The 12,738-nt window shown below is 31.1% G+C and carries 13 protein-coding genes, 1 tRNA gene and 1 other annotated feature; of the genes, 12 read left to right on the top strand and 2 right to left on the bottom strand.

The window, feature by feature from the left end:
- Positions 1–9 precede the first annotated feature (9 nt).
- Together F1564_RS01335 and F1564_RS01340 are read right to left on the bottom strand one after the other, a co-directional pair.
- The gene (locus F1564_RS01335) at positions 10–1,032 is read right to left on the bottom strand and encodes a nitronate monooxygenase (protein WP_051074864.1); all 1,023 of its coding nucleotides are present in this window, start codon (positions 1,030–1,032) and stop codon (positions 10–12) included.
- Positions 1,033–1,199: 167 nt separating this feature from the next.
- Positions 1,200–1,679: a hypothetical protein gene (locus F1564_RS01340; RefSeq protein ID WP_018450979.1), complete on the bottom strand. Its 480-nt coding sequence runs from the start codon at positions 1,677–1,679 to the stop codon at positions 1,200–1,202.
- Positions 1,680–2,058: 379 nt separating this feature from the next.
- Here F1564_RS01340 and F1564_RS01345 point away from each other — a divergent pair, with 379 nt between their 5' ends.
- The 12 genes from F1564_RS01345 to F1564_RS01400 all read left to right on the top strand — a co-directional run bounded on the left by F1564_RS01345 (position 2,059) and on the right by F1564_RS01400 (position 12,711).
- Entirely contained in the window at positions 2,059–3,768 is a 1,710-nt protein-coding gene (locus tag F1564_RS01345) for a DUF262 domain-containing protein (protein WP_018450978.1), read from the top strand.
- Positions 3,769–3,779: 11 nt separating this feature from the next.
- On the top strand, positions 3,780–4,274 hold the full coding sequence (locus F1564_RS01350; protein ID WP_018450977.1) for a DUF441 domain-containing protein: 495 nt from the start codon (positions 3,780–3,782) through the stop codon (positions 4,272–4,274).
- Positions 4,275–4,421: 147 nt separating this feature from the next.
- On the top strand, positions 4,422–4,571 hold the full coding sequence (gene rpmG, locus F1564_RS01355) for a 50S ribosomal protein L33 (protein WP_006807173.1): 150 nt from the start codon (positions 4,422–4,424) through the stop codon (positions 4,569–4,571).
- A 16-nt stretch (positions 4,572–4,587) separates the two neighbouring features.
- Positions 4,588–4,663 (top strand) — tRNA-Trp (locus tag F1564_RS01360).
- Positions 4,664–4,808: 145 nt separating this feature from the next.
- Positions 4,809–5,024: a preprotein translocase subunit SecE gene (gene secE, locus F1564_RS01365; RefSeq protein WP_018450975.1), complete on the top strand. Its 216-nt coding sequence runs from the start codon at positions 4,809–4,811 to the stop codon at positions 5,022–5,024.
- 1 nt (position 5,025) lies between these two features.
- On the top strand, positions 5,026–5,652 hold the full coding sequence (gene nusG / locus F1564_RS01370) for a transcription termination/antitermination protein NusG (protein WP_018450974.1): 627 nt from the start codon (positions 5,026–5,028) through the stop codon (positions 5,650–5,652).
- A 125-nt stretch (positions 5,653–5,777) separates the two neighbouring features.
- Positions 5,778–6,203 carry a 50S ribosomal protein L11 gene (rplK, locus tag F1564_RS01375; RefSeq protein WP_018450973.1) on the top strand — a complete coding sequence of 142 codons (426 nt, stop codon included), beginning with the start codon at positions 5,778–5,780 and terminating at the stop codon, positions 6,201–6,203.
- A 99-nt stretch (positions 6,204–6,302) separates the two neighbouring features.
- The gene (rplA, locus tag F1564_RS01380; RefSeq protein ID WP_018450972.1) at positions 6,303–7,010 is read left to right on the top strand and encodes a 50S ribosomal protein L1; all 708 of its coding nucleotides are present in this window, start codon (positions 6,303–6,305) and stop codon (positions 7,008–7,010) included.
- 149 nt (positions 7,011–7,159) lie between these two features.
- Positions 7,160–7,325: a sequence feature (ribosomal protein L10 leader region), on the top strand.
- A gap of 11 nt (positions 7,326–7,336) precedes the next feature.
- On the top strand, positions 7,337–7,843 hold the full coding sequence (rplJ, locus tag F1564_RS01385) for a 50S ribosomal protein L10 (protein WP_018450971.1): 507 nt from the start codon (positions 7,337–7,339) through the stop codon (positions 7,841–7,843).
- Positions 7,844–7,918: 75 nt separating this feature from the next.
- Positions 7,919–8,287 carry a 50S ribosomal protein L7/L12 gene (gene rplL, locus F1564_RS01390; protein WP_018450970.1) on the top strand — a complete coding sequence of 123 codons (369 nt, stop codon included), beginning with the start codon at positions 7,919–7,921 and terminating at the stop codon, positions 8,285–8,287.
- Between the two features lie 380 nt (positions 8,288–8,667).
- The gene (gene rpoB, locus F1564_RS01395) at positions 8,668–12,114 is read left to right on the top strand and encodes a DNA-directed RNA polymerase subunit beta (protein ID WP_018450969.1); all 3,447 of its coding nucleotides are present in this window, start codon (positions 8,668–8,670) and stop codon (positions 12,112–12,114) included.
- A gap of 81 nt (positions 12,115–12,195) precedes the next feature.
- Complete coding sequence (locus tag F1564_RS01400) at positions 12,196–12,711, top strand: hypothetical protein (protein WP_018450968.1); 516 nt, start codon at positions 12,196–12,198, stop codon at positions 12,709–12,711.
- Positions 12,712–12,738 lie beyond the last annotated feature (27 nt).

The raw sequence follows: 12,738 nt of genomic DNA on the forward strand, positions 1-12,738 counted from the left end.
AAATATTAATTAGTTTGTTGTCATAAGTTCATTTATCAGATCTTTTACATGCACAAGTTCCTTTAATCTCCATCCATTAGCCCCTGAGAAAAACAATCCGCTTTGAAGTCTACCTAGATAAGCATCTCCCAAGCTGTCGGCAATACAGTATCCCACTCTATTTGCACCTTTTCCACGTTCACAAGGAAATACGCAGTTGCTTATACATTTGATTTTTTTTGTATTTGGTTCTAATGTTTTGATTAAATTTGTTTTTACTGCACGTCCAGGATAACCAACTGGAGAACTTACGATTACAATGTCTTCTTCCTTTGCATCGATCAATACTTGTTTTAACACATCGCTTGCATCACATTCGTAAGTACCGATAAATCTTGTACCCATCTGAACGGCATCTGCTCCAAGTGCCATAATATTTTTTATATCGTTATTGTCCCATATTCCACCTGCTGCAATAATAGGAAAATCTCCCCATTTATCACGCTCTTCCTTTATTGGAGGAAGAATTGCTTCCAGCTGATGTTCAGGAGCGAATAATTCTTCATATTTTGCACCTTGGTGTCCTCCACTTTTTGGTCCTTCCACAATTACTGCGCCTGGCATTTTTCCAGCAGCCTTCCATTTTCTGCAAATTATTTTTAATGCTCTGGCTGATGAAACTATTGGAACAATTTCCACATCTGGATAATCTTTTACAAGTTTTGGAAGTTCCAGCGGAAGTCCAGCTCCTGTAACAATAATATTTGCTCCAGCTTCAAGTGCATCCTTTACAACTCTCGCATAATCATTTATTGCATGGAGAATATTGCAGGCAAGCGGTTTATCTCCACAAATTTTTCTTGCATTTTTAAATATTTCAAAAAGTGCTTCACGATTATAGGCATTTTCTGTTCCAAGAGGACGTCCATTTACAGCTTTTTTTACAAATTTCATATTTTGGTAATATCCAGTACAAATTGCACTTATTGTTCCAAGACATCCATTTTTTGCAACGTTTCCAGCAAGTCTGTCCCAGCTGATACCAACTCCCATTCCACCTTGAACGATTGGTTTTTCAATAAAATATTTTCCTATTTTAATTCCCTTTAATTCAATTTTTTTATTTTCATTTATTTTTTCTTCATTTAAATTTACAGAATTTTCTTCTTTTATTTCTGATGCTTTATTCACTTTAATTTCCTCCAATTTTATAATTTTTATTAATAGTTATTTTTATGAAAATTATACGGAGGAGCTCTACAAATTTTTGTATTTGAACTTATTGAAGTATAATTTAAGAGAATATAAAAAAATAAATATAGTTTTTGTAAAATTTCTAATATTTTTTTTATTCTTTCGATTATCTTATTTCTAATATCATTTTCAATAAAATTTTTATATCCATTGGCACAAAGCCTCTCAAATTTTTCAACGAGCCTTTTTAAATCAACATTTTCCAAAAAGGATAAATCAATGCCTGAATTGGAAATATATTTATCCAAAGCCTTTAGAAATCCATCACTTTTGCTAATAACAATATTTTTATTTTTTTTATATAATAAAGCAACGTTTTCAATATTTAAAAAATTTATTTTAGAAAAAGTACCAAAGTAATCTTTTTTTGTTATTTGGTCAAAAAGAATTGATATAACCGACTGTACAACTTTTGAGAGTTTTTTTAGCCGAAATTTTTCAAACATAAAACCTCCTTTATTACTTAATTATTTTGATATTAAAAAAATTTGTTTATACAATGCATACTGTTTTAATTATATAATGTTTTTGTAATTTTTACAATTAAATATTTTTATTTTGTTAATCAAAGTATTTTAAAAATAAATAGAATAACAGTAAAAATAAAAAAAATATTAATAATTTTATAGAAAACAAATAATTTTTAAAATACCGTCAAAAAATTGCAATCTTATAAATTTTAGAGTATAATATATTTTAGAATATTAAAATTATTATAGATAAAAATAATTGAGGAAAATAAATAGGAAATTGTAAAAGTAAAGTCTGTAAAAATTATATAAACTTTTACATAAAACTAAAATAAAGAAAAATATAGGAGGCTTTATGGTTGCAACAATACAAGTTAATAAACAAAGTATAAAACGGCTGCTGGAAAGCGGGAAAGAACAGATGTTTTTAATACCTGAATATCAAAGGCCATATTCCTGGACTGAAAATGAGACTAAGACATTATTTTACGATCTTTTGGAATTTACAGAAAGTGAGTCGAAAAAAAATAGTGAAGTGGAAGGAACATATTTTTTAGGAAGTATCGTTTCTTATGAAAATGAAGCTGGAGAGCAGGAAATCATTGATGGGCAGCAAAGAATCACTTCATTGTTCTTGCTTCTTCGTGCAATTTATACAAAATTAACTTCTTATAAGGAAAAAACTGTTGAGCAGGAAAACTTTATAAGACAGATTCAGCCTGCACTTTGGAAACAGGAAAAATTGACTGGAGAAGTTGATTATAAAAGTGTGCTGATTACATCACGAGTTATAGATAATGAGGGAAATAAAATTTTACAGGATATTTTAGAAACAGGAATTGCTGACCATAAGAGAAAGGACAATTATTCTAAAAATTATATTTTATTCCAAAGGCTATTTGATAAACTTTGTGAATTAAGTCCAACTTTAATGCTGGAATTTATTTATTATACATTAAATAAGGTGGTAGTTTTCCCAATAAAGACAGATTCTCAAGATGATGCTCTAAGCGTGTTTTCTACTTTGAATGACAGAGGATTGCCATTATCTGAAGCGGATATATTTAAGGCAAAAATGTATAATAGAATAAAAAAAGAATATAAGAAAATGTTTATTAAGCAATGGAAAAATCTAAGTGAACGGGCAACCTATGCCAGAGAAAATGTAAAACAGCTGTTTTATTACTATATGTTCTATTTAAGGGCAGTAGAAAAGGATATTGCAACAACTACACTTGGACTTAGACGTTTTTATTCAAAAAATGGATTTACAAGGCTGTATAAATCAAATTTACTAAAACATCTGGATCAAATTCTGGATTTATGGGTTGTAATGAACAGGCATGAATCTATTGACGACAAGCCTTGGACTGAAAATATAAATATTATTAAAATTTTGGATACTTTGTCAGCATATCCAAATGAATCTTGGAAATATCCAGTTGTTGTATATTATTTGTCGCATGGAGAAAAGGAAAATTTTGAAGCGTGTTTTCTAAAATTTTTGAGAAAGCTGTTTTTGGAATTAACTGCCAATTACCTTGTAACGCCAAGTGTTTCAGCAGTAAAAGCAGACATTCTCAAATTAAATGTTGATATAGTTGATAATATTTCTCCAAAAGTTGCGTTTAAAAATATTCCAATCACGATATTACAGGAAAGAGTTAAAACGCCCAATAAAAATCTTGTGCGTATGATTTTAAAAATGGTTGTCTATAATAATCAAGATGAACTGTTGCCTGAAAAATGGGAAGTTGAATATATATTGCCACAAAAATGGAGTGACCGGTTTACAGAAAGTGTCGAAAATAAAGAAGTTAAGAAGCATATAAATTATATAGGAAACAAGATTCCATTTGAAAGAAGATTGTCAATTAAAGCTACGGAAAACTTCTTTGAAAAGAAAAAGATAAGTTATAAAAAATCTAAAATTAAATATGTTAGAGAATTGATACCAGATGATAAGAATGACTGGACTTTTGAAGATATTGAAACAAGAAATAAAAAAGTAGCTGAAGAACTTGTTAAATTGTTTATTACTTGGAATGGAGAATATGAATTTTAAAGGAGAAAAATTTGGAAAGTTTTATTTTTTTAGGAATTATTTTGTTAGTTGGAGCAATAACAAATAATAAGTCTATTGTTTGGGCAACAATTTTTGTGCTAATTTTAAAATCTTTATTTAATATTACTGAATATTATAAAATAAAGGGAATTAATATTGAAGGATTTATGACTCAATTTAGAAAGGAAGGGATAAGCTGGGGAGTGTTAATAATTACAATTGCAATTTTGATTCCTATTGCAACTGGGGAAATTGGTTTTTCCCATCTGCTTTCTGCCTTTAAATCTCCAGTTGGATGGGTTGCAATTATAAGTGGAATTACAGTTTCCATCCTTTCTTCAAAAGGAGTCGGACTTCTTTCTGGGCAGCCTGAGATCACCGTTGCCCTTGTAATTGGGACAATAATGGGAGTTGTATTTTTTAAAGGAATTGCGGCAGGACCAGTTATTGCCAGCGGAATTACATTTTGCATTTTAAAGGTGATGGAATTATTTTTAAGGCATTGATTTTGTTTAAAGGTTATTTTTTATAAAAAAACAGCAAAAATTTAAAAAAGTAAAGAAATGGTGTTGACAAAAGCTACAGAGTATGGTATTATAAATGAGCTAGTTTATTCTGGTAATACCAATATTTTATTGGGAGGGATAGAAACAATGAGAGTACAAGTTATTTTAGAGTGCACTGAAACTAAGTTGAGACATTATGTTACAACTAAAAATAAAAAAACTCATCCTGAAAGATTAGAGATGAGAAAATACAATCCAGTGCTTAAAAGACATTCTCTTTACAGAGAAGTTAAATAATCTCATAAAAATAGATAGGTCAGTAGTTCAATTGGTAGAGCGTCGGTCTCCAAAACCGAAAGTTGCGGGTTCGATTCCTGCCTGGCCTGCCATTTTATTTTATGAGAATTTTTTTTAATAAAGAAATTAGTTATATATGGTTTGAGAACTATTTATTTTTTAAGTTAAATTTCTTTATTTAGAGTAGGAGAATTTAGTTTTTTAGTTAAAATTCTTGGATGATTCTAGGAGATAATTATGAGTAAATTTAATTTAGAGGATGCTATCAGAAATTTACGTGAGGAATATAAAAAAATATATTGGCCAGATAAAATTGAAATTTATCATGTTACTATAATTGTGATTTTGATGACAGCTTTTATAGCTGTATATACACTTCTTTTTGATACAGCATTTAATTTTGTGTTGGCAAAAATAAGTGAAGTTCTAAGAAATATTTTAGGAGGCGCGTAAAGTGACTGAAGCAAGTGAAAAGGTTGAAGAGGAAGTTGCATACGAAAAAAAATGGTATATAATTCACACTTATTCTGGTTATGAAAAAAAAGTGGCTGCTGATTTAGAAAAAAGAATAGAGTCGCTTGATTTGACGGATAGAGTTTTTAGAATTTTGGTGCCTGAAGAAGAGGTTCTAGAAGAAAAACGTGGAAAAATGGTAAAAGTTCCAAGAAAACTTTTTCCAAGTTATGTAATGATAGAAATGCTTTCTGTTAGAGAAGAAAATGAATTAGGGCTGGGATATCGTGTTGACAGTGATGCCTGGTATGTAATAAGAAACACTAATGGAGTTACTGGATTTGTCGGGGTTGGAAGTGATCCAATACCGTTGTCTGATGAAGAAGCTGCAGATTTACTTTCTAAAATTGGAATTGATATCGATGGAGAAGAAAAAGCTCCGAGACTTGATATTAATTTTACAGTTGGAGAAGTTGTTACTGTTAAAGGTGGCTCATTTGATGGACAGCAAGGAGAAATTTCAGAAATTGACCATGAACACGGTAAAATAAAGGTAATGCTTGAAGTATTGGGGCGTTTGACTCCTGTAGAAGTAGAGCATACTGAAATAGAAAAAATAGATTATTAAAATTTAAAAACAAAAAAAGTATTATTTTAAAGGAAAGTATTATTAAAGAATAACAATTAGCGAAATTTTAATTTGAAAGAAAGAGTGGGAGATTTTAAAAATTCAATTACCACAGAGGAGGAAAAATGGCTAAAGAAGTAATCGGGAAGATTAAATTACAATTAGAAGCGGGGAAAGCGAATCCTGCACCACCAGTAGGGCCTGCATTAGGACAACATGGGGTAAACATTGCAGAATTCTGTAAATCATTCAACGCTCAGACACAAGATAAAATGGGATTCGTAATTCCAGTAGAAATTACTGTTTATGCAGATAGAAGTTTTACATTTATACTAAAAACACCACCTGCATCAGACTTGTTGAAAAAAGCTGCTAAAGTTAAAAAAGGTGCTGGGAACTCAGTAAAAGAAGTTGCTGGAACTATAACTAAAGCTCAATTGCAAGAAATTGCAGAAACTAAAATGCCAGATTTAAATGCTGGATCAGTTGAAGCGGCTATGAATATTATCGCAGGAACTGCAAGAAGTATGGGAATTAAAATTTCTGAATAATTAAATATTTAAATTAGAGATAAGAAATAAAGAATTATAATGATTATTAGAACAAGTGGAAGGTTATAAAACCAATGACCACAGAGGAGGAAATAATAAATGGCAAAAAGAGGAAAAAGATACGATAACATTTCTCAAAAAGTAGATAAAATGAAAGTTTACACACCAGAAGAAGCATTGGATTTAGTTTTTGAAACTAAAAGTGCAAAATTTGTGGAAACAGTAGAATTAGCAATAAGATTGGGAGTAGATCCAAGACACGCTGATCAGCAAGTAAGAGGTACAGTTTCATTACCAAACGGAACAGGTAAAACAGTAAGAATCTTGGCTATTACAAGCGGAGAAAATATTGATAAGGCATTGGCAGCAGGAGCAGATTTTGCTGGAGATGATGAATATATTAACAAAATCCAAGGTGGATGGCTTGATTTTGACTTAGTAATTGCTACACCTGATATGATGCCTAAACTAGGAAGATTAGGAAGAATTTTAGGAACTAAAGGACTTATGCCTAACCCTAAATCAGGAACAGTTACAACAAACATTGAACAAACAGTTCAAGAATTTAAAAAAGGAAAAGTTGCATTTAAAGTTGATAAATTAGGATCGATTCACTTACCAATCGGTAAAGTTGATTTTACAAAGGAAGCTATCGTAGAAAACTTCAAAGTAGCATTAGATCAAATTATCAAATTAAAACCAGCCGCTTCAAAAGGGCAATATTTAAGAACAGTTGCAATCTCATTAACTATGGGACCTGGAATTAAAGTTGATCCATTATTGGCTGGAGCATTTGTTGCTAAATAGTAAATAATCTTAATAATATAAATTACCGAGCGGATTTTTTCTGTTCGGTAATTTAAAAAAATATAAAAATTAATAATGATTTTTAAAATATACTTGCAATTTTGTGAAAATTGTTGTATAATAATATATATTGGTTTATAATATATAAATCATATAGAAAAATATAACCAAAGACAGTAGGTAGAATTAAAATTCTTTAAACCCTACCGAGGTAAATATTATTACAAATAGATATTAAAGTTAAATAATAAATATTTTTATAATATGATACCTCTGGGCTTATTGTTTTTGTTTCAGAGGTTTTTATTATAAGGAGGTGAAGTGAATTGCCAGCACAAGAAAAATTAGAAGTTGTAAAAAGTTTAGTTGAAAAATTAAAAGATGCTAAAGCAGTAGTATTTGTTGATTATAAAGGGATTAGTGTTAATGAAGATACTGAACTTCGTAAAAATGCTAGAGAAGCAGGAGTAGAATACTTTGTTGCTAAAAACAGATTGTTTAAGATAGCATTGAAGGAAGCAGGATTTGACACTGACGTTGATGATCTGTTGGAAGGAACTACATCATTTGCATTAGGATATGAAGATGGAGTTGCGCCATCTAAATTAGTTTTTGATTTTGGAAAAAAACTAAAAGACAAATTAGCAATTAAAGGTGGATTATTAGAATCTGAAAGAGTTGACGTGTCAACTGTTGAAGCATTGGCTAAATTACCATCTAGAGATGAATTACTTGGTCAAATTGCTTACGGATTGTTGTCACCAGTTAGAATGTTGGCTGTGGCATTATCAAATGTTGCAGAACAAAAAGAAACTGGAGCAGCAGCTGAATAATTAAATAAAAATATTAATAAATTGAAGTAATAAAAAATAAATTTAAAAAAAGAAAAATTAGGAGGAAATAAAATAATGGCATTTAATAAAGAACAATTTATAGAAGATTTAAAAGCTATGTCTGTATTAGAATTAAAAGAAGTAGTTGAAGCTATTGAAGAAACATTTGGAGTATCAGCTCAACCAGTAGCAGTTGCTGGAGCAGCAGCAGCAGGTGGAGCAGCTGAAGAAAAAACTGAATTTGATGTAATCTTAGTATCTCCAGGAGGAGCTAAATTAGCAGTAATTAAAGAAGTAAGAGGAATTACTGGATTAGGACTTAAAGAAGCTAAAGAATTAGTAGAAGCTGGTGGAAAAGCAGTTAAAGAAGGAGTTTCTAAAGAAGAAGCTGAAGCAGTTAAAGCTCAATTAGAAGGTGCAGGAGCAACTGTAGAAGTTAAATAGTCAAAATCAAAATCAAAAGTGAAGACACTCTTAGACGTTACAGAGAGTGTCTTTTTCCACTATAAAACTTTAAAATTGAATAGACAATTTATTCTTTTTTGTATTAATTTTTAGAGATAAAAATAGGTCAAAACAAATTCATAATTATAATACAGCAAAGCTGCTTATGAAAAGACATGAATATTGAAAAAATAGATTGTTTTTTAGATAAATTTGATTATTTTTAAATAATTGAATTATGAAAAGTAGTTTTGATATATAAAACTTAAAGCGAACATAATTATAGATGTTTAGAAATTTAAATTTAGAAGTTTATATAAAGCTTAATTTTTGATTTGAATTGAAGAAGAATGTGTTCTTTATAGGGAGGAATTTTTTAAATGAACAAACTTATTGAAAGATATAGTTTCGGAAAAATAGTAGACAGAGGGGAAATGCCGCACTTCTTAGAATTTCAAATAAATTCTTATGAAGATTTTTTGCAGACAAAAGTGCCGCCTCAAAAGAGAGAAAATAAAGGTTTTGAAGCGATCTTTAATGAAATTTTTCCAATTGAATCCAGCAATGGATTATTGAAATTAGAATACTTATGGTATGAAATTCATGATAATGATGAGCCTTTAAATGATGAATTGGAATGTAAAAAAAGAGGTAAAACGTATTCTGGTCAATTAAAAGTTAGATTAAAATTAACTAACAAGAGAACAGGAGAAATTCAAGAGACATTAGTTCATTTTGGAGATATACCGCTTATGACTGATAAAGCAACATTTATTATAAATGGTGCAGAAAGAGTCGTTATTTCCCAATTACACAGATCACCAGGAATTACTTTTAACAAAGAATTGAATATTCAGACAGGAAAAGATGTGTTTATTGGAAAAATTATCCCTTATAAAGGAACATGGCTTGAATTTGAAACTGACAAGAATGATATTTTAAATGTAAAAATTGATAGAAGAAAGAAAGTTTTATTGCCTGTTTTCCTTAAAGCAGTTGATTTTTTCCACAGTAATGAAGAAATTATGAATGAATTTTTTGAATTAAAGAAAGTAGAATTGTCAGAACTTTATTCAAAGTATAGAGATACTGAGTTGGAAGAAATTTTGCGTTCACGATTAGAAGGAAGTTTTGTAAGAGAAGATATTTTAGATGAAGAAACTGGAGAATTTGTAGCGGAATCGGAAGAAATTATTGATATGCCTGTCATTCAGAGAATAATTGACGCAAAAGTACCTGTACTTAGTATTTGGGAAGTAAAACCTGAAGATAGAATTATTGCTAATGCTTTGGTTCACGATAATACAAAAAACAGTGATGAGGCTGTTATAGAAGTGTTTAGAAAATTACGTCCAGGAGACTTGGTAACTGTGGACAGTGCCAGATCGCTTGTTAAACAGATGTTTTTTAATCCACAAAGATATGATTTGGCAGATGTTGGAAGATACAAGGTTAACAAAAGATTAAAACTGGAAGTTCCAGCAGATGTAATTGTATTGACAAAAGAGGATGTTTTACAGACTATTGAATATGTGAAAAATCTTGTAAGCGGAGAAGGATTTACAGATGATATTGACAATTTGTCAAATAGACGTGTAAGAGGTGTTGGAGAGCTGCTTTCCATCCAAATAAAAGGTGGAATGCTTAAAATGTCTAAAATGGTCAGAGAAAAAATGACAATTCAAGATATCACAACATTGACTCCACAAAGTTTATTAAATACAAAACCATTAAATGCGTTAATTCTTGAATTTTTTGGAAGTGGACAGCTATCACAATTTATGGATCAGTCAAATCCGTTATCTGAATTGACTCATAAGAGAAGAATTTCGGCATTAGGACCGGGAGGGCTTTCTAGAGATAGAGCAGGATTTGAGGTTCGTGACGTTCATAACTCGCATTATGGAAGAATTTGTCCAATAGAAACTCCAGAGGGACCAAACATCGGACTTATCGCTTCACTTTCAACTTATGGAAAAGTTAATAAATACGGATTTATTGAAACTCCGTTTGTAAAAATAAATGATGGAAAAGCTGATTTTAATGATATTAGATATTTAGCCGCTGATGAAGAGGAAGGACTGTTTATCGCACAGGCTGATACTCCTATTGACAAAGATGGAAACTTCTTGACTGATGAAGTTGTGTGCCGTTACGGAGATGAAATTGTACATATTGATAAGTCAAAAGTTGATATTTTGGATGTGTCGCCTAAACAGCTAGTATCTGTTTCAGCGGGATTAATTCCATTCTTGGAACATGATGATGCCAATCGTGCGTTAATGGGGTCAAATATGCAGCGTCAAGCCGTACCATTATTAAAAACTCAGGCTCCTTATGTAGGAACTGGGCTTGAAAGAAAAGTTGCTGTGGATTCGGGAGCAGTTATTACTTCAAAAGCAGCAGGAACTGTAACTTTTGTAGATGCAAGAAAAATTATTGTAACTGATGAAAATGGAAAAGAACATTACCATAGATTACTAAACTTTGAAAAATCTAACCAGTCAATGTGTTTACATCAAAAACCAATTATTGACTTGGGAGATAAAGTTAAAAAAGGCGATATTATTGCAGATGGACCATCTACTGCAGGTGGAGATTTGGCATTAGGTAAAAATATCCTGCTGGCATTTATGCCTTGGGAAGGATATAACTTTGAGGATGGAATCCTTATTTCTGAAAGACTTAGAAAAGATGATGTATTCACGTCAATTCATATTGAAGAATTTGATATTGAGGCAAGAACTACAAAATTAGGAGATGAAGAAATTACAAGAGAAATTCCTAATGTTTCTGAGGAAGCCTTGAGAAACCTTGATGAAAATGGAATTATAAGAATAGGAGCTCACGTAATTCCTGATGATATTCTTGTTGGAAAAGTAACTCCTAAAGGGGAAACTGAGCCACCAGCAGAAGAAAAACTATTACGTGCAATCTTTGGGGAAAAAGCAAAAGATGTAAGAGATACTTCATTAAGACTTCCGCATGGGGTAAAAGGTACTGTTGTAGACGTACTTGAGTTATCTAAGGAAAATGGAGATGATTTGAAAGCTGGAGTAAATAAACTAATCAGAATTTATATTGCGGAAAAAAGAAAAATAATGGTTGGGGATAAAATGTCTGGACGTCATGGAAACAAAGGGGTAATTTCAAGAGTATTGCCAGTCGAAGATATGCCGCATTTAGAAAATGGAACACCAATAGATGTTTGTCTTAATCCGCTTGGAGTACCATCACGTATGAATATTGGACAGGTTCTGGAAGTGCATTTGGGACTTGCAATTGGAGATATTGACAAATATATTGCAACGCCAGTATTTGACGGAGCAAGTGAAGAAGATGTTAAAAATTACTTGGAAGAAGCTGGATACAGCAGAACTGGTAAAGTAAAACTAATTGACGGAAGAACTGGACAGCCATTTGACAATCCAGTAACAGTTGGACGTATGTATATGCTAAAACTTCACCACTTGGTAGAAGATAAAATGCATGCCAGAGCAATTGGACCATACTCACTTGTTACTCAGCAGCCACTTGGAGGAAAAGCCCAATTTGGTGGACAAAGACTTGGAGAAATGGAAGTTTGGGCATTGGAAGCCTACGGTGCGTCAAATATCCTTCAAGAAATGCTTACAGTTAAATCAGACGACATTAGCGGAAGAACAAAAACTTATGAAGCTATCGTAAAAGGACAGGCAATGCCAGAAGCAGACGCTCCAGAATCATTTAGAGTATTAATTAAGGAATTCCAGTCACTTGGACTAGATGTGGCTCTTTATGATAAAGATGGGGAACAAATTGAATTAGATAAAAATGTAGATGCTTAGTAAAATTAAATATAAAATAGCAAGGGGGTCTTGACCCCTTGTTGAAAATTAATAAAAATAAGAACAATTTTGGGAGAGAATATGAAAAAAATATTTTGTTTAGCGATTGTTTTAGCAGTTTTTGTGAATGTTAATACATTTTCTGCAACTAGAAAATCAAATTCGAATAAAAAAAATTCATCTAGTCAAATAAATTCAGAGGCAGCACAAGTTGCATTAAAATTTTTAAAAGAGTATACAGAAGTTTTAGAAAACAATACGACAGGTATTCCAAATGATGTATCTAATCCAGAAGATTATGATGTAGAATATATTTATTTTAAAACAACGGATTTAATTACAGAAAGATTTAGAAATGAGTTATTAAAATTAACCGTAGAATGTTATTCTGAGGAAGACGGCTGCGGTGCAGATTTAATTACAGGACACCAATATTATGATCCTAAATTAAAAATTCTTTCCTATAATTCTAATAAAGTAATTGTAATAATTCAAGGTATTGATATGCCTGACTTTAAAGTTAAAGTAAAAGTAAAAAATGTAAATGGAAAATGGCTAGTCGATAATTCAGGTGCTCCTGACATGGTAGACTGGTAAAAATAATTAAAGTTTTCCCACTTTACT

Source organism: Leptotrichia shahii, assembly GCF_008327825.1.
GTDB classification, from domain to species: domain Bacteria; phylum Fusobacteriota; class Fusobacteriia; order Fusobacteriales; family Leptotrichiaceae; genus Leptotrichia; species Leptotrichia shahii.

Excerpts from the sequence above, each read along its gene's own strand:
- F1564_RS01335 (WP_051074864.1), bottom strand. The coding sequence starts at position 1,032 with ATGGGAGTTGGTATCAGCTGGGACAGACTTGCTGGAAACGTTGCAAAA.
- F1564_RS01340 (WP_018450979.1), bottom strand. The coding sequence starts at position 1,679 with ATGTTTGAAAAATTTCGGCTAAAAAAACTCTCAAAAGTTGTACAGTCG.
- F1564_RS01345 (WP_018450978.1), top strand. The coding sequence starts at position 2,059 with ATGGTTGCAACAATACAAGTTAATAAACAAAGTATAAAACGGCTGCTG.
- rpmG (WP_006807173.1), top strand. The coding sequence starts at position 4,422 with ATGAGAGTACAAGTTATTTTAGAGTGCACTGAAACTAAGTTGAGACAT.
- secE (WP_018450975.1), top strand. The coding sequence starts at position 4,809 with ATGAGTAAATTTAATTTAGAGGATGCTATCAGAAATTTACGTGAGGAA.
- rplK (WP_018450973.1), top strand. The coding sequence starts at position 5,778 with ATGGCTAAAGAAGTAATCGGGAAGATTAAATTACAATTAGAAGCGGGG.
- rplA (WP_018450972.1), top strand. The coding sequence starts at position 6,303 with ATGGCAAAAAGAGGAAAAAGATACGATAACATTTCTCAAAAAGTAGAT.
- rplL (WP_018450970.1), top strand. The coding sequence starts at position 7,919 with ATGGCATTTAATAAAGAACAATTTATAGAAGATTTAAAAGCTATGTCT.
- rpoB (WP_018450969.1), top strand. The coding sequence starts at position 8,668 with ATGAACAAACTTATTGAAAGATATAGTTTCGGAAAAATAGTAGACAGA.
- F1564_RS01400 (WP_018450968.1), top strand. The coding sequence starts at position 12,196 with ATGAAAAAAATATTTTGTTTAGCGATTGTTTTAGCAGTTTTTGTGAAT.